The following is a 25,708-nucleotide window of genomic DNA, read 5'->3' on the forward strand; positions in this document are numbered from 1 at the left end:
AGCGCATTAGCCCGTCCACGGGCGATAGAAGAGTTCATCGGCCAGGGCCACGTTGATGGCGTCCACGGGCGTTGGCTGGTCAAAAGGCTGCGCGGCTTCGCGGCCTTCCACGTAGCCGATGACCTGCCCGACCGCTCCGCCGAGGTTGTCGTAGACCACCAGGCTCGGATCCGGTCCGAGTCGAGGAGGGCCGTCCAATCCCATGGCATACTGTTCGCGGCCGAAGGGGCTGATGACGAGGAACCGTCCGCCCTGCAAAGAGGGGATGGTCCGGCTCAGTGTCACGCGACCGATCACGCGGCCCAGCTTCATACGCGTTCTCCCGGCACCCGCTCGTCCACGACCCCGATGATCAGCCAGCGGACGGGGCTTTTTTCGTCGCCCACGGCCCGTCGCGCCGCGGCCCCGTCGGAGGAGATCACCACCTGTTGGTGCATGCCGGCCCCCAGGGCGTCGATGGCCACCTGGGGTGCTCCTTCGGGTTGGCCGCTGGCTCCGATGGGCTGGCAGACCACCAGCCGCCAGCCCTCCAGGCTGGGATGTTTGCGCACGGCCACCACGTGTCCCTCCACACGCGCCAGCAACACGGCTCAGCCCTCCCCCGGCCCACCGCCAACCCCGGGCGCAAACCGCCGGGCGCGGTGTCCGGCTCCGAACCTTGAACTGCGCTTCCGGATCATGGCCATTTTTCCCAACCGGTGGCGCCCTTCAAAAAATGCGCAGCTGATCCACCATCACGCATCGGCGCACGCGGGTGAACGTGCGCGGATTGCAAATGCCCTCGCCGGTTGTGGTGGCGATGGAGAAGTTCAGGTATCCCTCTCCGCCGTTGCCCAGACCGGCCAGGCACGAGCCGTTTTTGACGAACAACGTGGTCTCCAGGGCACGCGCCATGGCCGTCATGTGCGCCACGTCCAGCGAGTGAATCATCGCCGAGTGCTTGTACCCGTGCTCGGCGCGTTTGGCCGCTTCAATGCCCTCTTCAACGGATCGAACCCGCACCACCGGCAGGAACGGCATCATCTGCTCCTCCAGCACAAAGGGATGATCGGCGGGCGTCTCCCCGACCAACAACTGCGTGCCGGCGGGAATCTGGACGCCGGCCGCGCGCGCCAGCACCTCGGGATCCCTGCCGATCAACTCGCGATTGACAGTCGGATGCGGACAGCCGGCGCCCTGCCCGGCCGGGAAAACAAAGGCCGCACGGGTGAGGCGCTCGATCTGCGCCTCGTTCAACCGAAAGGCGCCGTGTTTTTCCAGCGCCGCCATGAACCGGTCGAAGAACGGTTCCAACACAAACACCTCCTTTTCCCCGATGCACAGGAGGTTGTTGTCGTAGGCGGCCCCTTCCACGACACAGCGGGCCGCGCGGTCCAGACAACTCGTGCCGTCCACCAGCACAGGGGGGTTGCCCGGCCCGGCGCAGATGGCCCGTTTCCCGCTGGCCATCGCCGCCTTCACCACGCCCGGGCCCCCTGTCACGCACAGCAACCGCACGTGTTCGTTCTTCGCGATGGCCTGGAAGGACTCCAGCGTGGGCGGTTCGATGATGCACGCCAGATTCTCAATGCCCAGTTCGCGATGGATCGCCTGGTTGAAGGTCCGCACCGCCGTCACGGCACACTTGTAGGCGGCGGGATGCGCGTTGAAGACGACCGCGTTGCCGGCGGCGACCATGCTGATGATGTTACAGGCCAGCGTGGGTATGGAATGCGTGCTGGGTGTCACGGCGCCGATCACGCCAAACGGCGCATACTCTTCCAGCGTGATGCCGTGGTCGCCGCTGAGACCGTACGGTTGCAGGAATTCCACGCCCGGCACGGCCCGCTGCGCCCGGAGCTTCTCGATCTTGTGGTCCAGCCGGCCGATGCGCGTCTCTTCCAGTTCCAACCGACCCCATTCTTCGGCCCGGGCCCAGCAGATGTCCTTGACGATCTGGATGACCTTCTGCCGCCCTGCCACGCCGGCCGCAGACAATTGCAGAAACGCCTCCTGGGCTGCGGCGCAGGCTTCGTTGGCGTCGGAAAAAACGCCAAAGCGACCGCGGCTCGGTTTGGGACCGCTCGGGCTCGAGACGGGACAGCCGCAGGCGGGCCTGGCAGGGGTCGAGACGCTCTCTGCGGGAGCCGTCGGCCCTCCGGTGGGGGTGCCGGTGCGGCCGGGGCCGTCCGTGGGTGGTACAGGTCCTCCCAGCCGGCCCAACACCTCCGCCACGACCTCTCGGATCAATGTTTCGTTCAGTGCGCTCATGGCGATTCTCGTTTCTCCGAATCCTCGGTGCCGGTGGCACCTTTCGCCGCGGGCTTGCGCCGTGGGCTTCCACGATCACGCCGAGGCCGCTCGCGCGTGGTAGATCACCTTGCCCAGGACGTCCACGGTGTCGACGATGCCGATCACCACCGCATCCACCGGGGCATCGCGCATGCCCGGCGCCAAACGGGCGGAACTGCCCTGCGTGAACATCACCATCTCCCCCACCCCGGCGCCCACACTGTCCACCGCGACGATGGTGTTGACACCGGGCCGGAACCGGGTGGGGTCCTTTTCGTCCACCAACTGCGGCCGCAGCAGGAGCAACTTGCGACCCTGCATGTTGGGGTCCTTTTTGGTGGCGACCACCGTGCCTTCGACGCGGGCCAGGAACATGGGTTGGGAGCCGGTGGGACCGCCGGGTCGACCCGGTGGGGCGCACCCACCCGGACGCCGACGGTCGGTGCGGAGAACATTGCGCTACTTCTTCTTGGGCAGCACCGCGTCCACGTCCGGATGGGGGCGCGCAATCACATGGACGCTGACCAGCTCGCCCTTGATGGCCTTGATGGCCTGGGCGCCGGCGTCCGTGGCGGCCTTGACCGCGGCCACGTCGCCGACCACCACGGCCGTCACCAGTGCGTTGCCCACCTGCATCATGGGCCCGGCCAATTCCACGTTGGCGGCCTTGAGCATCGCGTCGGTCCCTTCGACCAACGCCACCAGGCCCCGGGTTTCGATCATGCCGATTGCTTGTTGTGCCATAGGTGTTGTTGTGCTGAGAGTTCAGTTGGTTGCAGAAATCCGCGCGGAGAGGGCGGAACTCCGGCCGCCGGCACCGCAGGATTCCAAGTGCCGTTTGACCTCGCGCGCCACCACCAATTCCTCGTTGGTGGGGATCACCCAGACCTGTACGCGCGACCGGTCCGAGCTGATCCGGGCTTCCGCGGACCGAACCTGGTCATTTCGGGTCGGGTCCAGCTCGATTCCGAGCTCCGCCCAGCCCTCGCAAATGGCCGCGCGCAGGCCGGGTTGGTTCTCCCCGATGCCTGCCGTGAACACCAGGGCCTCCGCCCCGCCCAACTGGGCCAGCGCAGCCCCGATGTAGTGGCGGGCGGAATGCACCCACACATCCAACGCCAGGCGGGCACCCGCATGCCCCTGCGCAGCAGCCGCCAGCAGGTCCCGAATGTCGTTGGACAACCCGCTCAACCCCTTGAGGCCGCTTTCCCGGCAGAGTTGACGCTCGACTTCCTCGAGACTCAGGCCCAGCGTGCGCATCACCAACGGGATGGCGAAGCTGTCCAGGTCCCCGACTCGATTGTTGTGCGGCAGCCCGGATTGCGGGCTGAGCCCGAGGCTGTTGCCCAGCGCCAGCCCGTCCCGCAGGGGCGTCACACTGGAGCTGCCACCCAGATGACAGGAGATCACCCGCAGCGGCGGGCCGGAGACGGGCAGGCGCCCGCCGTCCACGTAGAGGTTGCGCACGCGAGCCGCCACGTCCGGCCGGCCCAGCAACTCCGCCGACCGTTCCGCGATGTACTTGTGGCTGGCTCCATGGAATCCCAGGCGCCGCACCCCGGCCGCACGCCAGCGCTCGGGCACTGCATACTCCATGGCCGCCGGCGGGGCCCACTGGTAAAACGCCGTTTCGAACAGCGCCACCATCGGGACCTGGGGCAGCCGTTGACCGAACAGGCGCATCCCGAGCACGTAGGGCGGATTGTGCGCCGGCGCCAGGCAGTTCCATTCCTCCATGGCGCGCAAGACTTCCTCGGTGACCCGCACGCAACCGGTGATGCCCCTGGCCACCACTGCCTTGAACCCCACGGCAGCCAGGTCGCCGTCCGACCGTACGTGACCGGCTTCGGCCAACTGCCGCAGACAAGTCTCGATGGCCCCTGCATAATCGGAGACCCGCTCCAGGGCGCCCCGATGCAGCAGCCGCTCCGCGCCGTCCGAAAGGTCGAACAGCCGCCATTTGAGCGACGTGCTGCCCAGATTGGCCACCAGGATTCTCATGCGCCACCAGAGGAAGTCACCGCCACGAGAGGCATTTTTCCCTGCGCGGGCGCAGCCCGCCGGCGAGCCCGAAGCCCGAGCGCACGCACCGGGGACGCCCCGACGCACCCGGGCCGCCGCCCACGGGCTGTCGGGCCCGGCTCACTGCAGCCACTTGCCCAGTCCCGACAACCCCTCATGCGGCCGCGGAATGACCTGGACGCTGATGACCTGGCCGACCTGCGCCGCTGCGGCCGCCCCGGCATCCGTAGCCGCTTTCACCGCGGCCACGTCACCCCGGAAAAAGGCGGTGACGTATCCGCTGCCGATCTTCTCCCAACCGGTCAGCGTGACATTCGCAGCCTTCAGGGCCGCATCCGCCGCTTCCAACAGGGCGCAGAGGCCCTTGCATTCGATCATGCCGACTGCTTGCTGTGCCATAAGCGTTGTTGCTCCAAGCGTCCCTGGTTCCCTTCAGCCACCTTTGCCCGTCTTGTTGGAGGTTTCCCCAACAAAGACGGCCAACAGATCTTCGTGAGGTCGGGCGATGATGTGGGCACTGACCAGCTCGCCCACCTTGCCGGCTGCCTTGGCCCCGGCGTCCACCGCCGCCTTGACACTGCCCACGTCCCCACGACACAGGACCGTGATCAGTCCGCCGCCAATGGGGATGGTTTTGACCAGGCTCACGTTGGCCGCCTTGACCATGGCATCGCTGGCCTCGACGCTGCCCACGTAGCCCTTGGTTTCGATCATGCCGAGTGCTTCGCTCATAGAGTCGTCTCCGGTTTCCTCCTTGCGGGAACCCATCCCGGGCCCCCGCCGGTTCACGCTTTCAAAAGCTCACAGGGCGTGTGCGGCTGCAGATTGCAGGCGTTGCCCTCGTCGGTGTCCAAATGCACCTCCAATCGAAAGGCCGGATCCACCCGCGCCAGCACCTTCTCGAACACCAGACCGCAATCGCCGCCCACTTTCAGGCGCATGTAGTCGCCATTCTTGACCCCGTAGAACGCCGCATCATCCGGATGCATGTGCACGTGTCGGGCGGCCCGGATCACCCCCTCTTTCAGTTCATAAAACCCGGCCGGCCCCATCAACATGCATCCCGGCGTGCCCTTGATGTCCCCGGACAACCGCAAGGGCACGTCGAACCCCAGGGCAATGGCGTCCGTAAACGCCAGCTCCACCTGGTTGAGGGACCGACAGGGGCCCAGGATCCGAAGGTTGGAAATCACGCGGCTGCGCGGGCCAATCAGGGTCACCGTTTCCTGAGCAGCGAACTGGCCCTCCTGGTAAAGCCACTTCAGGACCCGCAGCTGGTAGCCCTTGCCAAAAAGGGCCTCGACCGCTTCCTGGGTCAGGTGACAGTGTCGGGCGCTGATGTTCACCACCAGCGGGTTCGGCGCCTGAGCAATGCGCGGCAAAGGCTTGCCCAAGCGCGTGTACACGGCCTGGCGCACCCAATGCTCAACCACCGCACGCGGCGGCGCTGATACGGCTCCTGTCATAATCCGCCAAAACTACAGCACGAACGAGCGGAGTTGTCAACAAAATTCTTGCATAATCTCGCACAATCTTTCAGATTCGAGCACGAATGACTGCGCAAGAACGTCAGCACCGCATCGAGGAGTACCTTCAGAAGGTCGAGTTTGCCTCCCTGGACGAGCTGGCGAAGACATTCGGTGTCTCGTTGTCCACAATTCGCCGGGACCTGACGTTGCTGGAGGCGGCCGGCACGGTCAAACGCACCCACGGCGGGGCACGCATTCTAACCCCGAAAAGCGACGAATTCACCTTTTCCGCTCGCGACACGCATCAACTGGCAGAAAAGGAAGCCATCGGGAAGGCCTGTGCCGCGCTGGTCCATCCCAATCAAAGCCTGATCCTGGATGCGGGGACCACGGTCTATCACGTGGCCCGGTACCTGGAAGAGAAGGCCCCCCAGATCGTGACGAATTCGTTGCCGGTGGCCAACTTGTTCGCTTCCGCCAACCGGGTGGAACTGGTCTTGAGCGGCGGAGTGCTTTATCCGCGCCTGGGGGTCCTGGTGGGGCCCCTGGCCGTGGAGACCTTTTCCAAGATTCACGCAGACGTGGCGATCATGAGCGCCGGGGGCATCACCTTGGAGGGCCTGACCAACTCGCACAGTCTGTTGGTCGACATCCAGCGGGCGATGATTCGTGCCGCCGCACGTGTCATCATGTGTCTCGATCACACCAAGTTCGGTCGGCGGTCGCTGGCACTTCTGTGTGACCTGGAGCCGATCGACGTGGTGGTCACCGACAGCGGTGCCCCGGCGGAGCTTGTGGAGGGACTTCGCAGCAAGGGGATCGAAGTGGTGGTGGCCCCGGTTTCCGGCGGTCAGGAGGCCGCCACTCCACCGGCCTCTTCGTCGAGCGGATAACCGCCCGGTTGCGCGGGGCTTTCGAACTCCGGCTCTCGATCGCTTGCATTGGTCCGTCCGCGCGAAGAAGCCGCTAACACCAAATTCGACCTCGGGCTCTTGGAGCGAAGGCCGCGGGCTCACGGTCAAGGCCGGCCGGTGTTCCGCTCTGCGGGCAACAGGCTCCCGGTGATCCATGCCCCCTTGGGTCCGGCCATCCGGATTCGCGCCGACGAGAGTCACGGCACAACCGGGCCTTCCCATGGGTGCCTTTCCGTGGGTGGGCACGAGATTCAAGCATCCTGCCGAAACGCCGTTTTCTTCCGGCTTTTTCGTGGCCGAGGATGCCCTCAGATTCCACCGACTCTGAGCAGCGGCCAAAACCTGTGAAGCACCGCACAGCGGAGCTGCGGCACCGGGGCCGCTGCCTGCTCATCGGTGCGTCCGACACGCTTCCAAAACCGCCCCATGCGAATTCATCCCCGCCAAAACCAACACGGGTCGGAAGGTGTTCGCGCCGTCGGCAGGCCTAACTTTGCGCCCGCGGGGCGTGCATCCACCAGCCCGAGCGAGCGCCCTGGACAAAACCGGATTGCTCGATCCGGGATGAATGGTTCCGGTTTTGGCGCGCCGTACGTCTGCGCCCGCGGAGTAGGAATTCAGCAGCCCGGGCGCCGACTTGATTAACCGCGTTCCGCCATTCTTCCCGCCCTGACGGGGCGCAGGTCCGGTGTGGCAGGCCCGACTGCCGCGATGGGAGGCCACGGGTTGCGCCGGTTCAGGGCGCGGCCGGTTTGGAGAGACCCATTGCTCGGGTGCGTTTCCGCCGGAAAGGTGGATGGGATGCTCTGTCGGCGCGTGCATGACCAGTGCGATCCGTAAACAGTGCAGGGCCCATTTCCTTTGCCGGGTCCCCGGTTCAAGGTCGCCGAGGAAAATGCTGTTCTCCGCTCGGCCGGCCCGTGCCGAGGACGTCGGGGATAAGGCCGAGCTTTTGCCGGCACCCGGGACCTGGAGTGGGCCGCCCGCCGAATTCTCATCCATTTTGCGCTTGGCCCTTGAGAGGCGGCGGCCATCATGGCGGGTCTATGAAGATCGTGCTGGCATACTCGGGTGGACTGGACACATCGGTGATCCTGGCCTGGCTCAAGGAGCATTATCAGGCCGAAATCATCGCGTTTTGCGCAAACATTGGGCAGGAGGAAGAGCTGCGGGGGCTGAAAGCCAAGGCACTCCGGACCGGCGCCAGCAAATGCTACATCGAGGATCTGCAGGAGGAATTCGCGCGCGATTTTATCTTCCCCATGATCCAGGCCGGGGCCATTTACGAAGGCCAGTACTACCTGGGCACCAGCATCGCGCGGCCGTTGATCGCCAAGGCGATGATCGAGGTCGCGCGCAACGAAGGGGCCGAGGCGGTGGCGCACGGTGCGACCGGCAAGGGCAACGACCAGGTTCGGTTCGAGTTGACGGTGGCGGCCCTGGCCCCGGATTTGAAGGTGATCGCCCCGTGGCGCGATCCGGAGTTCCGTCGCCGGTTCCCGGGCCGCTCCGAAATGATCGCGTATTGCGAGCAAAAAGGCATCCCCGTCCAGGCCACCGCCAAGAAGCCATACTCGATGGACCGGAACCTGATGCACATCTCCTACGAAGCGGGCATCCTCGAGGATCCGTGGATGGACGCCTTTGCCCCGGAGAACAAGGACATGTTCAAATTGTCGGTCGCCCCGGAGGACGCGCCGGACCAGCCGGAATACGTGACGCTGGAGTTTGAAAAGGGCATATGCGTGGCCGTGAACGGCCGGCGTCTGACGCCTCTGGGGGTGATGAAAGTGCTCAACCGGTTGGGCGGCAAACACGGCATCGGGCGAGTGGACATGGTGGAGAACCGCTACGTGGGCATGAAGTCCAGGGGCGTGTACGAGACGCCCGGCGGAGCCATTCTCCACTTCGCCCATCGGCAGATGGAATCGCTCACCATGGACCGGGAAGTGATGCATCTTCGAGACAGCCTGATCCCCCGCTATGCCGAGCTGGTGTACTACGGGTACTGGTTCAGCCCCGAGCGCCTGGCGCTGCAGGCGTTCATTACCGAAAGTCAGAAAAACGTGACCGGCACGGTTCGGCTGAAGCTGTACAAGGGCAACATCATGGTCGCCGGGCGCAAATCGCCGGTCAGCCTGTATCAACCCGCCATTGCCACCATGGAGGCCGATCCCACGCAGGCGTACAATCAGGACGACGCCACGGGATTCATTCGCCTCAACGCACTGCGTTTGAAGGTTGCGGCGCAAGTGCAAGGTCTGGGCGCAGGAGTCACGGGTGCCAAAGCGCCCGCCAAACCAGGGGGCACCGGGCGGAAGCGCCGCTCCCGTTGACCCGTCGGAGGGTCCGGATGCACAGGTGCGGCGCAGCTCCGCTCCCCGCACCGCACCGCGGGCACCTTGTTCCCCACGCGGGCCGGCTCTAGACTCGGGCTCCGATGGATTCGGTCCCGAACGCCGATGCGGATCTGATGCTGCGCGTCAAGCGCGGGGATCGGGAGGCGTTCGAGACCCTGCTGCAGCGTCATGCGCCGGCAGTGCTGAACCTGGTGACGCGCACGCTGCAGGACCCGGTCGAAGCCGAAGACATCACGCAGGCCGTCTTTGTGCAGGTCTGGAAATCGGCGCACCGGTACGAGCCGACTGCGCCGTTTCGCACGTGGTTGTTCACCATCGCCCGCAACCTGTGTCTCAACGAACTGCGCCGTCGCGCGCGGCATCCGGCCGAGCCCTTGGAGCCACCCTCCGCAGAATCCGAGGCACCGCAGCGAACCCTGCCGGATCTGCACGCGGCCCCACCCACCGAGGCCCTCCTTCAGGCCGAGCTCGAAGAAAAGATCGAAGAGGCCATCGCGGCCCTGCCCGAGAATCAGCGTACCGCGTTGCTGTTGTGTCGCCAGGGGGACTGGTCCTACGAGGAGATCGCTCAAGTGCTGGGATGTTCCATTTCCGCGACCAAGTCGCTGATCTTCCGGGCCCGGGAGACGCTCAAGCGGCGTCTGAAGCCCTATTTGCGCTCGGGTATCTGGGGACCGTAATCCCGTGCCAGCCGGGCTCTGGCATGGCCGCATTCCCGAAGACGCAATAGCAGGGAGCCGATGGGATGGCCCCGGCGTGAGTCATGCCTTGCGCGCCCGACCCGCAGCCCCGCTCCCTGCCCGCGCAACGCGATCCGTGCCACCCTGTTCGACCTGTCCCTCCCGGCCGACCCTGACAAGCCAGGTCTCGAAACCCGTGGCGAACTCTGCAGCGCAAACCAGTGGCACGGACAGCCGAGGTTTGCGAATGCGAGTCCTCCGCACACAAGGGCGGGCCCAGCGCCAGGCATTTGACCCGGGTTGAAGTCCGAAAGGGCATGTGCGGCCCCGGTAAGGCTTGCCACCGGGAGCGCCCGGTCCGCACAATCCGGGCCTGATGCGTTGCTTCAGTGTGGGAGTCAAGGTGGTGGGGGTCGCTCTGGCCACAGTGTGGGCCGCGACCGGCTTTTCGGCGGAGCTCCCTTCCTCCGCACCGCCAGCCACCAACGAGACGGCCCGTCCCTCCCGCCCCCCGGCACCGCGGCGGCCGAGCATTTTGCTCATTGTGGCCGACGACCTGGGCTACGGGGATCTGGGCTGCTACGGGTCCACGCGCATTCAAACGCCAAACCTGGATCGTCTGGCGGCCGAGGGCATTCGTTTCACGCAATTCTATGCCGGCAGCACCGTCTGCGCGCCTGCGCGGGCCGCCCTGATGCTGGGCAAACACACGGGGCACTTGAATCTCCGGGGCAACCGGCGCGGCGCCACTCTGCAAGCCGACGAGCTGACCCTGGCCGAATGGCTGCGGGCTGCCGGCTATCACACCGGCTTGATTGGGAAGTGGGGCCTGGCCGAGGAAGGCCTGCCCGGGGTGCCCTGGAAAAAGGGGTTCAACGAGTTCGTCGGTTATCTGGACAATGTCCATGCGCACGACTACTACACCACGTATCTCTGGCGCTACGATCCGGTCACCCCTTACGAGGGCAAAGTCACCCTGATCGAGAACTTCGCCGGGGCCAAACGCACCTACATTCCGGACCTCTGCACCAAGGCCGCCACCAACTTCATCCGGATCCACAAGCCGGACTGGTACAATCAGTATCGGCCGTTTTTCCTCATGCTCTGTTACACCACCCCGCACGCCAACAATGAGGAAGGCCGCCGCACCGGCAACGGCATGCAGGTCCCCACAGACGCGCCGTACTCCGACCGTCCCTGGCCCCAGCCCGAAAAAAACAAGGCGGCCATGATCACGCGCATGGACGCCGACATCGGTCGGATCATGGAACTGCTCAAGGCGTCCGGTCAGGAGGAAAACACCATCGTCATTTTCACCAGCGACAACGGGCCGCACCGCGAGGGTGGTGTGGATCCAGCGTTCCTGGGCAGCTCCGGTCCGCTGCGCGGCATCAAGCGCGACCTCTACGAGGGCGGGATCCGTGTCCCGATGATTGTCCGTTGGCCCGCACGGATCCGCCCCGGTCAGGTGAGCGACTTTGTCTGGGCCCACTGGGATTTGTTCCCGACGCTGGCGGAGGCCGCCGGCACCAATGCACCCGCCGGACTGGACGGCATTTCCGTATTTCCCCTCTGGGTGGGGGAGACCCAGACGAACCGGCACGAGTATCTCTATTGGGAATTCCACGAGCGCGGTTTCCAGCAGGCACTGCGCTGGGGTGATTGGAAGGCCGTGCGTCCGCAGTGGGGCAGCCCCTTGGAGCTTTACAACTTGAGGGAAGATCCCGGCGAACGGCGCAATGTCGCGGAGCAACATCCCGACGTTGTCGCAAAAATCGAAGATTTGCTGGCCCGGGCTCGCGTGGACGCTCCGGATTGGCCCATTCGACCGCCGCCCCAGGTGCAGGCCCCCGGCGGTGCAGCCACCAACCGCCTTCCCGCAGCGGTCTCCGGCGATTCGCCCAATCCGGGAACCCCTGCGTCGAACCAACCATGACCGGTCCGAGGGATCTTCTCGGGATGTTGGGCAGCTCTGCCCGCGATCGGGCTGCCCGGCCGGGCCGGGCCGCAGCCATGCTCCTGGTCTGCGCGTTGGTGGTGACGTCCGCCCGGTCGCAAACCCTCACCCCGTTGCTCGTACACGGCCCGCGCACGAACCGGATCAACGTGGTGGTGCTTTCGGAGGGTTACACCGCCCCGCAATTGTCGCAGTTCCTGCGGGACGCCACCAACGTGGTGGAAACCCTCCTGACTGCCTCGCCCTACGCGGAATACCGGCAGCATTTCAATGCCTACGCCATCAGCGTTGCCTCTGCAGAGTCGGGCTCCGACCATCCCACCACCGGCGGTCCGTTTCGCAACACCTACTTCAACAGCGCCTACGAGTTTTACGACTACGTCATCACCATTCCGCCGAACGGGCTCGACCCCAACCCCGCCAACGGCCAGGGCAGGGTCGAGCACCTGATCAACACCTGGCTGCCCGAGGCGGACATCGTCATCCTGCTGGTGAACGACATCCAACCCGGCGGGTCCTCCGGCGTCGGCGGCCCGACCGGCGTGAGCAATCGGCGTCCCATCATCACCGCATTGAATCCCTACTGGCCCTACTCCGACATCGTGGTGCACGAGTCGGGCCACTTTTTTGCCGGTCTGGTGGACGAGTACTCGAATCCCTACCCCGGCTACACGCCCGTCGAGGCGCCCAACGCCACGCAGCGGACCAACCGCAACGAGATCCCCTGGCGGGCGTGGATCGAGCCCTCCACTCCCCTGCCCACGCCCAACGACGGGTCGTGGGCCGACGTGGTGGGCTTGTTCGAAGGCGCACAATACCAGGCCACCGGATGGTATCGTCCGAAATTCGACTGCAAGATGCGCACCCTCGGCATGCCGTTCTGCGAGGTCTGCCGAGAACAGATCATCCGCGCGATCTATGCCAGGGTGCGTCCCTGGGACGGTGTGGAGCCCGCGTCCAGTGTGATCAGCTGGACCTCGGCGGCGCCTGTGCGATTTCGTTTGGATCTGGTCCAGCCGCGACAAAGCCCGCTGGCGGTGGAGTGGAAGACCAACGGGGTGGGGGTACCGGGAGCGGCCGGTCCGGAGCTCGAGTTGTCCCCGGAAGCCCTGGGCAACGGGACGCACACTGTGGAAGTGTGGGTACGGGATCCCACTCCCTGGGTGCGCACCGATCCCGAGGGCCGCTTGCGCGCGACGCGTTCGTGGCAGGTGCAGATCTCGATTCCCGAACTGCGCCTGGTCGATCCGGAGTTTTTGCCCGATGGACGATGGCGATTCACGGTGCTCGGAACGGCCGGCGGTTCCCTGGTCCTCGAGATGTCCACCGACCTGCGGACCTGGCAGAGCCTGGCAACCAATGCCCCGTGGTCGGGTCGATGGGATTACACCAACACTCCCCCTCCGGGCAGCAGCCGCGCCTTTTATCGCGCGGTCCGCCAGCCGTGAGGCGGGTGCGGGCATCAGAACTCATACGGCGGATTGAACTTCCCGCAGTGAGCGCAGCGGGAGAGATCCACGTCCGGGTCGTCCGTGTACACCGCGCCACACTGTTCGCACCGAAAGATGCGGTCGCGATTCGGCGCGGGTTCGAATCGGCGCCGTCGCATCTCGGTTATCACGGTGAGCAGACCGAGGGCGCCCAAGAGCAGGAGGACATACGCCAGGATCAGCGAGGACGTGCGCATCGGCCGATTTCAACGGGCGGTGGAATCGAGGCGATCCGGCGGCAGCGTTTGCCACTCGAACACGGCCAGGACCGGCGTCAGATTCGGGGTTTCCTTGGGAGCAATTGCCATCCCGGAGTCGGGCTCGAACTCCAATTGACGGGCCACTTCCAGAGCTTTTTGATCCGCTGCCGGCAGTCCACTGGAGACCAACAAAGCAGCCGTGAGCACCCTTCCCGCGCCGTCCACCAGCAACCGCACCACGCTGTTGGTCAGCAGCTCTGCCGAAGGCCAACCCGGCAATGGCTCCGGGCTTTGACGCAAACGCCGCGCAGGACCGGCAGGTACAATGCGGAGACGTGAGGACCGGAGTGTCAGTGGCTCACGGGGCGCCAGGCTGCCGAACTGCGGGGAGGCGCTCGCCCGCAGACTCATCACCGAGGGCGTCCAGGCAGCGGCCCGCACCAGCAATCGGAGAGGATCTTCCCGCACCAACTGGGCAGGTTCGAGAAATCGCGGGGGCTCCAACGGCAGAGGCGCGCTGTAACCCACCCGTGGTTGAAGCATCCAACCGGGCCCGGAAAAACTCTGCGGGTGTCCGTGGACGAAGAAGGTTGGATCGAACCACGCCACCCAATCCTCCGCGCCCCGGTCGGCCCAACTCCACTCGGGCGCGGCCTCGATAGGTCGGGGCGCCGGCAAATCGCCGCGACCGAACTTCCACAACCCGGCCCCATGCAGGAGAAGCAGCACCAGCACCACCGTCCCCCAGGTTCGCCAGGTCCAAGAGTCGGCTCGAGCAGCCGCCGGCTTCATCGGAGAACCTCTGCCGCGCGATTGCCGGGCATCCCGATTCCAGTTGCCGGCAGGGTCGCCATCACCGCCCGGGTCAGGCCCGCCTGCCGCGCCAGTACCGTCAGTCGGACAAGCGTTTCGTACGGCGTTCGCCGATCTGCCTGCACCAACAGCGGCGGCGGCGCGGGAAACCGCTTCGCTTCCTCCGCCAGCCGGGACCGCAACGTCGGCTCGTCCACCAATTGATTCTGGAAATAAAACCGGCTGTACTGGTCCACGGCCACGGCCAGCACCGGTCCCTCGACCCCCGGCAGGTCGTCGGCGATCGGCAGTTCCACCCGCACGCCCGGGGTGGACACCAGGGGCACCAGCAGTACGAACATCACCACCAGCAGGAAGGTGCCCACCCAGGCCGCCGGCTCCCACGGAGATTGAAAGGCACGAACTGTGACCTGAAACCTCATGACTGTGCCGCCCCGTTGCCGTCGGCCACAATATGGACGATCTCCATGGCCGCCCGTTCCATGTCATTGGCCAGCGCGCAAACCCGACTGACCAGGTAGTTGTGACCGGCATACAACGGAATGCCGATGCCCAGACCCAATCCCATGCTGATCATGGCCCGCCAAATGCCGCCCGACAACTGGTTCACGTGCGCGTACAACCCCTGCCGCTCCAGCTCGGCAAACACGTCCATGAACCCGAGCACCGTGCCCAGCAGCCCCAACAGCGGGGTGACCTGGCACAACGTCGCCAGGAAATGCAGTCGCCGCTCCAGCATCGGAATCTCCGCGGCTCCGGCCTCCTGCACCGCTTCCCGCACCCGCTCCCGGCCCTGTTCCCGGGCCAGGATCGCCGCTTTCACCACCCGCGGCACGGGCCCGGGGGTGGCGTCGCAGATGGCCACCGCCTCCATCACGTTCGCCCGACGGAGGACATTCCGAATCCCGTTCAAAAACTCCACCACATTGATCTGTGCCCGATGCAGGTGAAGGGCTCGTTCCATAAACACGGCCAGCGCCACCACGGCCAGCAACAGCAGCAGGATGGCCACCGGCCCGCCTTGATTCAGGATCGTCGGTAACACACGCCCCTTATACGGACGAACTCCGCTCGTTCAAAGTGCAAAGTCCGTCGCGCCGTCTTCGTTCTCGGGCGCGGCACAAAGGCACCGTTGCGGAGAGCCGAAGACCCCGGCCCTTGCCAGTGCCGCTTGCTGCCGAGGGTCCAACGACCGGTCCTGACCGGAACCGGGGGAGGCTTCTTCGACATAACCGCGCCGGCTGAAGCACCCGTGCCGCTGGCCATCGGTCGATCTGCCCTCGCCTGCTCCGGACCGGCCCGGCGTGCAGGTCCTTCAGGCGTCGCGGCCCCGGTCTTGTGAGGGCGGTTGCAAGCACTCCGCGGCGCCGGGCACCCCGGCGGAATCGCCCGGAATCACCGCCCGCGGGTCCGATAGGTCAACCCAAACCCGCGCGGAAACATGGGGTCTGCGGCGGCTTCCGAGCTGCGCAGATGCCGGGGATCCTTCGGCCATACCCGGGGCAACCTGCCCGTGGGACGGGCATCCCCGAACAGCACGTCGGCGATCCCCTGTCCCTCGGTGCCGGGCAGCCACGCGGCGACGAATGCGTCCGAGTCTTCCCACGCGGACCCCAGAAGCAGCGGCCTCCCGGAGTAGAGCACCGTCACCACCGGTCGGCCCGAGGCCCGCGCCTCACGCACCAGGCCGAGCTGTTCCGCAGACAAACTCAAATCCTTGCGGTCTCCCATCATTTCGGCGTACGGCGGCTCGGCCAACACCACCACGATCACGTCAGCCGCCGTGCCCCCGGCCAGGTCCCGGGAATAAGTCACGCGGGTCCGCGGGCCGACCGTGCTGCGCACAGCCTGCAACAGCGTGGTGCCGGCCCGGGTCACCGCACCCGTGCTCCCCTGCCAGGAGATGGTCCAGCCGCCGCACTGCAATCCCAAATCGTCGGCCGCCTGACCCACCAGATGGATGTGCCGGGCACGCTTCGAAAGCGGTAACAGACCACGTTCGTTTTTCAGCAGCACCAGCGACTCCCGCACGCACTGCCGCGCCACCGCCCGGTGCTCCGGCGCGCCCACCCGGGACAGGAGGCCCTCCGGAGTCATCGGTCGCTCGAACAACCCGAGCCGCACTTTTGTGCGGAGGATCCGGCGCACCGCGTCATCGATGCGGCTCTCCGCCACGCGTCCTTCGTTTACCAGCTCGGCCAGCAGCCGGAGGAACTCCAGGTAATTGTTGGGCTGCCCCGGGCCGTTGGGGATCATCACCATGTCCACCCCCGCAGTGATGGCTCGCTCGATGGCTTCCTTGTAATTCGGGGAAAGCTGATCGATGGCCGCCCAATCCGACACCACGAAGCCTTCGAACCCCAGCTCGCCTTTCAGCACATCGGTCAGAAGATACCGGTGGCCGTGCAGTTTGACTCCGTTCCAACTGCTGTACGAGGCCATGAGGGAACCCACCCCGGCCCGGATGGCCTCGCGATACGGGGCCAGATGGACGCGCCGCAACGTCGCCTCATCACATTCGGTGTTGCCCTGATCCACCCCTTCGGTGGTCCCGCCGTCTCCGAGGTAATGCTTGGCACAGGCCAGCGCGCGCCAGGTGCGGACTCGTGCTCCCCCCTGCAGGCCGCGCACGGCGGCTGCGCCCAGCTGCCCCACCAGTTCCGGATCGTCACTGTAACTCTCGTAGGTGCGCCCCCAACGCGGATCCTGCGCCACTGCCAGGCACGGAGCAAACGCCCAGTGAATGCCCGTGGCCAGCATTTCGCGGGCCGTCACGCGAGCCGTTTCCTCCACCAGGCGCGGATTTCGTGTGGCGCCCAGGCCGATCTGATGCGGAAAGATCACCGCCCCCAGCACATTGTTGTGCCCGTGCACCGCGTCCACCCCGAACAGCAGCGGAATGCCCAGGCGACTCTGCAGCGCCAACTGCTGGCACTGAACGACGGTGCGCCGCCACGTGGCCGGCTCGTTGTTTTCCGGATCCGTGTTGCCCCCGCACAGAACGGAGCCCAGTCCCAGGCGCGCGATGTCGGTGCGATCTTTCAGGGCCCCCAGATCCACCTGGGTCATCTGCCCCAGCTTCTCCTGCAGGGTCATTTGCCGGAGCAGATCTTCGACGCGCTTTTCCTCTCCCGCAGCGAGACCGGAGACAGCCAGACACACCATGAGCCAGACCAGAGCCAACCTCTGCAGCGCGCATAACGGCCTGACGCCGAGCGCGCGACAATTCCCGTCTTTGCCGGAAACAACCCGTGGATCCGTGGAGGCCCAAGCCGCGGATTCGCGGTCCACTTCGAGCATTCGCATGCCCAATGCTTTCGGGAGGGTTCCTCCGGGTCAACGGTTTTTGCAGGAGACCCCTGCGGCGGCCCGCCCCGGCGAGTCGCCCCGTCTCCGGTCGAGGGAGGTGGAAACCATGGGCAATGACAACCCGAGGAGATCCGGCTCAGGAGCCACCCTTCCTTGGGCGGTCTTCGTCACTGCCGCCGCAGCCGGAACATCCGGCCGTTGGTCTGGATCGGCTCGATCACAAACCTTTCGTTGGTTCCCACGCTGGGCGCCACCGGGTAATTGGACCAGACGCCGGGTGAAACCAGGGAACGGTACTGCAGCACGTAGTTGGTCAAGGCCACGGGCCAGGAGACCCGAATCCGGGCATCCGGCAGGGCCTGCACGCTCAACAACGGCAGGGGTTCGACCAGCACCACGACGGCCCAGCGGGCGTTGTCCGGGGTGGGATCTGTGTAGGCGCCGGTGAGGGTTGCCAGGTTGGTAAACCATCCCCATCCCAGGGCCGCCCAAGTCAGTGTCACGCTCACGGGATTGACCAGATTCAGTGACGGAACGCTCAGGCGCGCGCGATTCGGCTCGACTTGAACGGAGCCCTGCGTGGCGGTCGCGGAGCGCAATTGCAGGGCTGCAGGCCACTGGATCTCGAAGAGCACGTTCGTGGCCACATACGGCCCCGTGTTCCGCAGATTCAGGGTTGCGGTGAAATTACTGCCCAACCGGGTAACAATCACATTTGGCGCCCCTTCCAATCGAAGGTCCGCCGTGTAATCGAGGGCGAACGGGACTCCGGAGACGGCCTGACCACCGGGAGTGACCACTTCGATGGGGCCGGTCTGCGCGCCGCCAGGCACCGTGGTCACCAGCGTCGTGTTGTTCGTGGGAGGCATGAAGCTGGCGGGAACGCCGTTAAATCGCACGGCGGTCGTGCCACGAAAATTCGCACCCGTGATGACCACGTTGGTGCCCGGCAAGCCATGCATGGGAGAAAAGCTGTGAATCACCGGAGCGGCATAGAACCACCGCGACCCCGTGTTGGTCGAGCCTCCGGGCGTCACAACCGTGAGCGGCCCGGTGGTCACCCCGGCCGGGACATATGCGACAAGGCCGGTGCTGGAGGTGGGCGGCAAAAACGTGGCGGCCACGCCGTCAAACAACACAGCCGAAGTCCCCAGCAGATTCTGCCCCGCGATCGCCACGGGCGTACCCGGCGGCCCGTTGGTGGGCAGGAAACTGTCCACCCGGGGCGGTAGATAAAACAGGTCCGTGCTCACATCGCTTCCATCCGCCGTGGTCACCGTGATGGGGCCGGTCGTGGCTCCCGCCGGAACCGTCACCGTCAAACGGTCGAAACTCACCTGTGTCACGGTCGCTGCCACGTCCCCGAACCGCACCGAGACCGGCGCCACGTCCAGGTTCGCCCCGGTGATGGTCACCACCGTGCCCGGGGGGCCGGCCGTTGGACTGAACCCGGTAATCGCCGGCCGCACCACGAACGAGCTGCTGGAAACGAACACCCCACCCGGCGTGACCACGCGCAAGGGCCCGGTCCGCGCTCCCAGGGGCACCACCGCACGCAAAATGGTGTTCGTCGTGGGGGGCTCGAAGGTGGCAGGGGTCGCTTGAAAGCGCACTTCCGTCGCACCCCGCAAATTGCGCCCGTACAGGGTGACCAGCGTGCCCGGCCGACCATTGGTCGGTTCGAACCGGTCGATCACGGGCGGCAGGTAAAAGAACGTCGAGCTCACGTTGGTCCCCACCCCGGCCCGGCCGACGGCAATCGGTCCGGTGCTGGCACCCGCCGGCACATTGACCTGGATCAGCGTGTCGCTGGCCACGAAGAATCCGGACGCGGGCACCCCGTTGAATTGTACCGTGGTGGCTCCGGTGAATTGCACGCCCTCGATGGTCACCAGGGTCCCCACGTTGCCGTTGGCCGGAGAGAAACCGGTGATGTACGGCCCCGGGCCGATCACGGTAAAAGGGCGCGGACTGTAGACCCAACTGCGTCCGGGTTTGCCCACCCGGATGTAATCGGTGGTCGCCCCGGTCGGGACCATGGCGACCAATTGATTGTCGGCCGTCACACTGAACTGAGCCGGCCGCGTGCCGAATTGCACGGCTGTTACCGGATCCACGGTATAGCCGGTGTAATAAAAGCCGCTCCCGTACACGGTCACCCAGGTGCCCGGTTGTCCGTAGGCAGGCGTGAAGTTCGTAATGACCTGGCTCAACAGCGCCGTGCTCCCGCCCAGCCAGAGCGCGCCGGCCGCCGCAAGAGTTCGGAACTTTCGACTCAAGAATGGGGTTGCGTTCCAGTGCATGGATGACCGCTGATTGTACTCCACCTCTCTGTGTCTGCCCGTGCATGCTTACACCAAACCCCATCCCGGCTCAACCGGGAACAGCGTCTCCATGTCGGTCGTCAACGACCGATCTCGGGCAAGACGCGCCGCACCCCCCGCAGAAACGCCCGGGGAAGACGCACATCCCAAGTGCGCTCGGAGCAGCGCCCGCCTCATGGTTCGCCGTTCGGTTCCCCGTTTCCGCCAGCCCGACATGATCGTGCAGGGTCTCGGGTCGCGGTACGGCCCGCCGTCCGGGCGTGCCGGGCACTGCCTTTTGACCGCGGCCGCGAGCCACGGACACGCACACGCAGGATTCAATCCGGCGCGGGCGCAACCACCAGGGCCGCGGTGGGCAGCCGATCTGCGCCGAGAGACTTTTGCCACTCACACGCCCGACCACCAACCCGAGGGCGCCGGTCCCGGCGAGTGCGGGTTCCGGACAATTCGGGCGCCGCTGCGGACAATCCAGCTTCTTCCGCCCATGCCGTCCATGCAGCAGACGGGCCCGACTTCTCGAACCGGCCTGCAGGGGACCCGGCCGCGAACGAATGCTGCTCGGGGAAAAGCCAACCCGGCCTTCCGCGGTAACGGGCAAACCTGCACCTGCCACCTCGAGCTCCTTTTCAGCTCAAGTTCCCCAACCGGCTGCCGATAGCTGCGTTAGCAGGACATTGTGTGTCTGGCCGTGACGCCATGAGCGCCCATGACCGGGTTTCCCCGGCCACAGCCACGGGGAATCTGCCTGCCCGGGCGGCGTTCATCCGGCGCCAGCCGCATGTCCTCGGCGGGGATCCGGGCAGCCCGCCACGGAGCGGCGGACGGGCGGAACCGGGGGCAGGCTGCGGGTAAGGGACCGGAAGGCGAGCCCGCCCTGCCGCAGGGCCAGACAACCCATTTCCGGAAAACGCCACATGGCCAGGAAGAGTGCAACTTCGGGAGTTCAGCCCGGCATTGCCCCGTTGCCGGGCCGCTGGTGGTTCATCGTGGGCACGGCCACGGCCTGCCTGTCCTTAATGGTTGCCTGGAGCCAGGCACCGGGCTTGGTGCAAAGCGCACGGGCTTCTCACCCGGGGACCACAAACGCAGTAGCGCCAGGTTCCGCCTCCCCCAACCCAACAGGTGCGGCGGTGGGACAGGTGAGTGTACCGGCCGGATGGACCTTGAATCATTCCGTCACGGTCATCAGCCTGCTCTCGGCCCTGGCGGCGGGCACGGGTGTTTGGAGCTTTGCACTCCGCCGCCAGGTGGCCCGCCAGACCCGCCAGCTGCAGGAACGCATGGAACGTGAGCTGGCCCTGGAACGCTCCTTCCGGGAACTGTTCGAACAAGCACACGACCTCATTTTCGCCCTGGATGCCGAGGGACGATTCGTTTCCGCCAATCCGGCGCTGTGCCGTGCCCTGGGCATCATCCCGGAGCATCTGGGCACGGTGGTCGCCGCCGAGGTTCTCTCCCCGGAATGCTGGCAAACCGTCGAACGCCTGCTGCAAGATCCGGAGGCTTCGGACGCGCCCCTGCGCATTGAAACCGAATTGCGCGCGCCGCAGGGGCGGACCCTGTGTCTGGAACTGTCCCTGCGCCGGACCCGGACACAGGACGGCGCTGCGGCGGTCCAGTGCATCGGACGCGACATCACCGCGCGGAAGCGGATGCAGGAGGAGCTGTTCCGCTCGACGCAGATGCTGCGCTCCATCCTGGACACCACGCCGCAACGCATTTTCTGGAAGGATCGGAACTCCGTGTACCTCGGCTGCAACCGTGCCTTTGCCCAGGACTGCGGCCTGCCAAACCCCGACGCAATCGTGGGCAAGACCGACTTCGACCTGGTCTGGCGGGACCAGGCGAACCAGTACGTGGCGGACGATCAAGAGGTCATGAAGACCGGAGAGCCCAAGCTGGGCTATGAGGAGGTCCAAACGCGACCCGACGGCTCTCTGGCGTGGCTGCGCACCAACAAGGTGCCCATCCGCGATGCCCAGGGACAAATCGTGGGCGTGCTCGGCAGCTACGAAGACATCACTCCCATCAAAGAGGCCCAGGCGGCCCTGGAGCGAACCAGCAACCTGTTTCAGACCCTCCTGGAGCACTGCCCCGACATGATCTATTTCAAGGATCGTGAGTCGCGGTTCGTACACTACAGTCGGGCCTTCGTCGAGCGCTACGGTCTGACCGACCCGAACGCACTGATCGGCAAGACCGACTTCGACATCTTCACCGAGGAGCACGCCCGGCCGGCCTTCGAAGACGAACAGGAGATCATGCGCACCGGCAGGCCCATCGTGGGCAAGCTGGAAAAGGAAACGCATGCCGACGGACGGGTGACCTGGGCCCTGACCACCAAGGTCCCCTGGCGCGACGCGCAAGGAGAGATCATCGGCACCTTCGGCATTTCCAAGGACATCACCGCCTGGAAACAGGTCGAAGATGAACTGCGCTACGAACGTGAACTGTTCCAGGCCCTCCTGGACAACATCCCCGACGCCATCTATTTCAAGGACCGTCAGTCCCGTTTCGTCCGGTACAGTCGCGCCACCTTCGGAAAGCTCATGCAGTTGGACGATCCCAACGCGCTGGTGGGCAAGACCGATTTCGATCTCTTCACCGAGGAACACGCCCGTGCCGCCTTCGAAGATGAACAGCGCATCATCGCCACGGGCGAGCCCATCATCGGCAAGGTGGAAAAGGAAACCCACAAGGACGGTCGCATCACCTGGTGCCTGACCACCAAGATGCCCTGGCGCAACGCCCGGGGAGAGATCATCGGCACCTTCGGCATCTCCAAGGACATCACCGCCCTCAAGCAGGCGGAGGCCGAATTGGAAGCCACCCACAAGCGCCTTGTGGAAGCCTCCCGACTCGCCGGCATGGCCGAGGTCGCCAGTGACGTCCTGCACAACGTGGGCAACGTGCTCACCAGCATCAACGTCTCCTGCTCGCTGCTCCTGGATCGCGTGCGGCAGAATCGGTTCGCCAATCTGGCCAGGGTCCCCGAACTGCTGCGAGCCCATCTGGGTCACCTGGACGAGTTCCTCACGCAGGATCCACGCGGTAAACACCTGCCCGGGTATCTGGAGGCGGTCAGCAAGGCCCTGGCCGAACAACAGGAATTCCTTTTGGCCGAACTGGCCCAGCTCCGCGACCACGTGGAGCACATCAAACAAATCGTCGCCATGCAGCAAAACTACGCCCGCATGGCCGGCGTCGAGGAAACGGTCGAGCCCGTGCAGCTCATGGAGGACGCTCTCCGCATCAATGCGGCGGCCCTGAACCGCCACACGGTGCAGCTGGTCCGGGAATTCGAGTCCGCTCCCCCCATCCTGGTGGACCGGCACAAGGTGCTGCAGATCCTGGTCAACCTCATCCGCAACGCCAAGTACGCCGTGAGCGACTCCGGTCGACCGGACAAGCAGGTGGTGGCCCGGATCCGACGCGACGGCGACGATTGGCTGGTCATGGAGATCGAGGACAACGGCATCGGAATTCCGCCCGAAAACATGACGAAGATTTTCACCCACGGCTTTACCACGCGGCCCACGGGTCACGGTTTCGGTCTTCACAGCAGTGCCCTGGCCGCCAAAGCCCTCGGGGGTTCCCTGGAGGCGCACAGCGACGGCGTCGGACAGGGCGCGCGATTCACCTTGCGCATTCCCTATAAAAAGCCTCAGGCCACTCCATGACTTCCTCGCCCTCCCCACGTCCCCCGCGCATTTTGATCGTGGACGACAACCCCGCGATCCACGCGGATTTTCGCAAAATCCTGGGTGGCTCGGCCGGGACCGCGCCTCATCTCGACGCCGCCGAGGCCGCCCTCTTCGGCGAGCCGGAGGTCGCCACGGCGCAAGACGCCTTTCGACTCGATTCCGCGCATCAGGGCCAGGAAGCGCTGGAGATGGTGCGCAAAGCCCTCGAAGAAGGAGACCCTTACCAACTCGCGTTCGTGGACGTGCGCATGCCACCCGGGTGGGACGGCGTCGAAACCCTCGAACGGCTCTGGCAGGTGGCGCCCGATCTGCAGGCCGTCATCTGCACCGCGCATTCCGATTACGCCTGGGACGATTTCGTGCGGCGGCTCGGGAAAACGGACAGCCTGCTGATCCTCAAAAAACCCTTCGAAACCATCGAGGTGCTGCAACTGGCGCACGCGCTGACCCGGAAATGGGAATTGGCGCGGCAGGCGCGTCTCTGCATCGCCGACCTGGACAAACTGGTCCAACAACGAACCGCGGAACTGGTCGCTGCCAACCAGGAGCTCCAACGCGAAGTGGCCGAACGCCTGCGGGCCGAGGTGGCCCTCCGGGAAAGCGAGGCCCGCTTCAGCCGCGCGTTCGAATTCAGTCCCGTGCCCCTGGCCCTCTTGCGAACGAATCCCTGGCGGTACGTGGATGTCAACCCGGCTTTCGCGGAGTTGTGCGGTGCCTCGCGCGCCGAGTTGATGGCCGCGACCGAGGATCGGTTGCAATGGCTGACCCAGGGCCCTTCGGCGGCACCGATTCGGATGGATCCGGAAAAACCCCTCCGACAACACCCCTGCCTGCTGCGGCGACCCGATGGCCAGGAACGCCGTGTGCTCCTGAGCACCCAGCCCTTCGTCCTGGGCGCCGAACCCTGCCTGCTGCTGGCAGCCGAAGACATCACCGCCCAGATTCGGCTCGAGGAACAATTGCGGCAAACGCAGAAGCTGGAGGCCGTGGGCCAGCTCACCGCCGGCATCGCCCACGAGTTCAACAACATCCTGACCGTCATCCTCGGCAACGTCTCCCTCCTCCAAAGCGGAGACGTCAACCCCGCCCTGCAAGCGGCCCTGTTGGAGCGCACGGCCGAATACGCCCAGCGTGCCGCACGCTTGACCCAACAACTCCTGGCCTTCAGCCGGCGACAGTGGTTCCAGCCCAGACCCGTGGACCTGGGTCAGACCCTGCAGAAACTGGCCCCCACGCTTGCCCGGGCTCTCGGCGACCGACACACCCTGCAGTTACGCACCAGCCTCGAGCTCCCTCCGGTCATGGCCGACCCCCATGGCATGGAACAAGTGCTGGTGCAGCTCCTCCTGAATGCTCGCGACGCCGCGCCTCAGGGGGACACCATCCAGATCACCACCGGCCAGGTCGAGTTGGACGAGGCCACCGCCGCGCAGATCCCCGACGCCCGCCCCGGTCGATTCGTCTGGTTCGAGGTGACCGACCACGGCTGCGGCATCCCGCCGGACGTTCTGCCGCGCATCTTCGATCCGTTTTTCACCACCAAGGGCTTCGGCCGTGCCACCGGGCTCGGACTGTCCACCGTGCATGGCATCGTCAAACAACACGAAGGCTGGGTGGAAGTCCGGACCCAGCCCGGCCAGGGCAGCAGCTTTCGTGTGTACCTCCCCGTGGCCGCAACCCCCCAGGCCGAACCCCCCGCAGCACCGCCTCCGGCCGCCCTCTCCCCCGCCGGCCCTCCCCAGGGGCAGGGGCCCATCGTCCTGCTGGTCGAGGACGAACTGCCCGTGCGGGATCTGACCGCCGAACTCCTGAAACGGCGTGGCTACCGTGTCCTGAAAGCGGCCGATGCCGACGAGGCCATGCGCATTTGGGAATCGTGCGGGGTGGTGCCGGATGTCCTGCTCACCGACGTCGTCATGCCGGGCACCATGAACGGCCACGACCTGGCCCGGACCCTGCAGTGCCTGAACCCGGCCCTGAAGGTCATCTACACCAGTGGATACAGCCCGGACGTGATCCGCGAGGCGATGGAGCGCGAGCCCGGCGTGGTGTTCCTCCCCAAGCCGTACCACCCGCAGGCCCTGTTCCAGGCCCTCCAGCAAAGTCTGAGCGGCGCAATCCAATCGTCGGATGCGGCCCGCAGCCCGACCCGGACGGCCACGGCCGCCTGCACCTAGGAGGCTGAAGCGAGGCGC

22 protein-coding genes are annotated in these 25,708 nt (G+C 65.7%); 7 read left to right on the forward strand and 15 right to left on the reverse strand.

The features are described from left to right. Positions 1–6 precede the first annotated feature (6 nt). The 9 genes from ACPDIT_RS02045 to pduL all read right to left on the reverse strand — a co-directional run bounded on the left by ACPDIT_RS02045 (position 7) and on the right by pduL (position 5,759). Positions 7–312 carry a EutN/CcmL family microcompartment protein gene (locus ACPDIT_RS02045; protein ID WP_423441092.1) on the reverse strand — a complete coding sequence of 102 codons (306 nt, stop codon included), beginning with the start codon at positions 310–312 and terminating at the stop codon, positions 7–9. Beyond that, positions 309–587, reverse strand: a complete 279-nt coding sequence (locus tag ACPDIT_RS02050; protein ID WP_423441093.1) for a EutN/CcmL family microcompartment protein — start codon at positions 585–587, stop codon at positions 309–311. Before ACPDIT_RS02050 ends, ACPDIT_RS02045 begins: the two co-directional genes overlap by 4 nt. A gap of 121 nt (positions 588–708) precedes the next feature. Continuing rightward, positions 709–2,250 carry an aldehyde dehydrogenase family protein gene (locus tag ACPDIT_RS02055; protein WP_423441095.1) on the reverse strand — a complete coding sequence of 514 codons (1,542 nt, stop codon included), beginning with the start codon at positions 2,248–2,250 and terminating at the stop codon, positions 709–711. Positions 2,251–2,325: 75 nt separating this feature from the next. Beyond that, a complete protein-coding gene (locus ACPDIT_RS02060) occupies positions 2,326–2,646 on the reverse strand; it encodes a EutN/CcmL family microcompartment protein (RefSeq protein ID WP_423441097.1) in 321 nt (106 codons plus the stop codon). 84 nt (positions 2,647–2,730) lie between these two features. Further along, the gene (locus tag ACPDIT_RS02065; protein WP_423441099.1) at positions 2,731–3,015 is read right to left on the reverse strand and encodes a BMC domain-containing protein; all 285 of its coding nucleotides are present in this window, start codon (positions 3,013–3,015) and stop codon (positions 2,731–2,733) included. 21 nt (positions 3,016–3,036) lie between these two features. Then, positions 3,037–4,272 (reverse strand): acetate/propionate family kinase, encoded by a 1,236-nt coding sequence (locus ACPDIT_RS02070; protein ID WP_423441101.1) that lies wholly within the window; start codon positions 4,270–4,272, stop codon positions 3,037–3,039. 141 nt (positions 4,273–4,413) lie between these two features. Next, on the reverse strand, positions 4,414–4,692 hold the full coding sequence (locus tag ACPDIT_RS02075; protein ID WP_423441102.1) for a BMC domain-containing protein: 279 nt from the start codon (positions 4,690–4,692) through the stop codon (positions 4,414–4,416). A gap of 33 nt (positions 4,693–4,725) precedes the next feature. Then, complete coding sequence (locus tag ACPDIT_RS02080; protein ID WP_423441104.1) at positions 4,726–5,025, reverse strand: BMC domain-containing protein; 300 nt, start codon at positions 5,023–5,025, stop codon at positions 4,726–4,728. Between the two features lie 53 nt (positions 5,026–5,078). After that, a complete protein-coding gene (pduL, locus tag ACPDIT_RS02085) occupies positions 5,079–5,759 on the reverse strand; it encodes a phosphate propanoyltransferase (protein ID WP_423441106.1) in 681 nt (226 codons plus the stop codon). Positions 5,760–5,845: 86 nt separating this feature from the next. Between pduL and ACPDIT_RS02090 the strand changes: the two genes are divergently transcribed. From ACPDIT_RS02090 to ACPDIT_RS02110, 5 genes are all read left to right on the forward strand, one after another. Then, positions 5,846–6,655, forward strand: a complete 810-nt coding sequence (locus ACPDIT_RS02090; RefSeq protein ID WP_423441107.1) for a DeoR/GlpR family DNA-binding transcription regulator — start codon at positions 5,846–5,848, stop codon at positions 6,653–6,655. 1,067 nt (positions 6,656–7,722) lie between these two features. Further along, complete coding sequence (locus ACPDIT_RS02095) at positions 7,723–9,012, forward strand: argininosuccinate synthase (RefSeq protein ID WP_423441108.1); 1,290 nt, start codon at positions 7,723–7,725, stop codon at positions 9,010–9,012. Positions 9,013–9,116: 104 nt separating this feature from the next. Continuing rightward, on the forward strand, positions 9,117–9,716 hold the full coding sequence (locus ACPDIT_RS02100; protein ID WP_423441110.1) for an RNA polymerase sigma factor: 600 nt from the start codon (positions 9,117–9,119) through the stop codon (positions 9,714–9,716). 376 nt (positions 9,717–10,092) lie between these two features. Continuing rightward, positions 10,093–11,652: an arylsulfatase gene (locus ACPDIT_RS02105; RefSeq protein WP_423441112.1), complete on the forward strand. Its 1,560-nt coding sequence runs from the start codon at positions 10,093–10,095 to the stop codon at positions 11,650–11,652. Continuing rightward, complete coding sequence (locus ACPDIT_RS02110; RefSeq protein ID WP_423441114.1) at positions 11,649–13,121, forward strand: M64 family metallopeptidase; 1,473 nt, start codon at positions 11,649–11,651, stop codon at positions 13,119–13,121. The genes ACPDIT_RS02105 and ACPDIT_RS02110 overlap by 4 nt, the downstream gene beginning before the upstream one ends. Before the next feature lie 14 nt (positions 13,122–13,135). On the opposite strand, the gene ACPDIT_RS02115 is transcribed toward ACPDIT_RS02110, so the two are convergent. The 6 genes from ACPDIT_RS02115 to ACPDIT_RS02140 form a co-directional block, all read right to left on the reverse strand. After that, the gene (locus ACPDIT_RS02115) at positions 13,136–13,360 is read right to left on the reverse strand and encodes a hypothetical protein (protein WP_423441115.1); all 225 of its coding nucleotides are present in this window, start codon (positions 13,358–13,360) and stop codon (positions 13,136–13,138) included. Positions 13,361–13,369: 9 nt separating this feature from the next. After that, complete coding sequence (locus tag ACPDIT_RS02120) at positions 13,370–14,155, reverse strand: energy transducer TonB family protein (RefSeq protein ID WP_423441116.1); 786 nt, start codon at positions 14,153–14,155, stop codon at positions 13,370–13,372. Next, positions 14,152–14,598, reverse strand: coding sequence for an ExbD/TolR family protein (locus ACPDIT_RS02125; RefSeq protein ID WP_423441118.1), 447 nt, complete (start codon positions 14,596–14,598; stop codon positions 14,152–14,154). The genes ACPDIT_RS02120 and ACPDIT_RS02125 overlap by 4 nt, the downstream gene beginning before the upstream one ends. After that, complete coding sequence (locus ACPDIT_RS02130) at positions 14,595–15,221, reverse strand: MotA/TolQ/ExbB proton channel family protein (protein WP_423441119.1); 627 nt, start codon at positions 15,219–15,221, stop codon at positions 14,595–14,597. Before ACPDIT_RS02130 ends, ACPDIT_RS02125 begins: the two co-directional genes overlap by 4 nt. 350 nt (positions 15,222–15,571) lie before the next feature. Next, complete coding sequence (locus ACPDIT_RS02135; protein WP_423441121.1) at positions 15,572–17,341, reverse strand: glycoside hydrolase family 3 protein; 1,770 nt, start codon at positions 17,339–17,341, stop codon at positions 15,572–15,574. Positions 17,342–17,652: 311 nt separating this feature from the next. Then, positions 17,653–19,788, reverse strand: a complete 2,136-nt coding sequence (locus ACPDIT_RS02140) for an IPT/TIG domain-containing protein (RefSeq protein WP_423441123.1) — start codon at positions 19,786–19,788, stop codon at positions 17,653–17,655. A 935-nt stretch (positions 19,789–20,723) separates the two neighbouring features. Between ACPDIT_RS02140 and ACPDIT_RS02145 the strand changes: the two genes are divergently transcribed. After that, positions 20,724–23,489: a PAS domain-containing protein gene (locus ACPDIT_RS02145; RefSeq protein ID WP_423441125.1), complete on the forward strand. Its 2,766-nt coding sequence runs from the start codon at positions 20,724–20,726 to the stop codon at positions 23,487–23,489. Then, positions 23,486–25,690: a response regulator gene (locus ACPDIT_RS02150; protein ID WP_423441127.1), complete on the forward strand. Its 2,205-nt coding sequence runs from the start codon at positions 23,486–23,488 to the stop codon at positions 25,688–25,690. The genes ACPDIT_RS02145 and ACPDIT_RS02150 overlap by 4 nt, the downstream gene beginning before the upstream one ends. Positions 25,691–25,708: the final 18 nt, after the last annotated feature.

This window comes from Limisphaera sp. VF-2 (genome assembly GCF_049537125.1).
GTDB lineage: Bacteria > Verrucomicrobiota > Verrucomicrobiia > Limisphaerales > Limisphaeraceae > Limisphaera.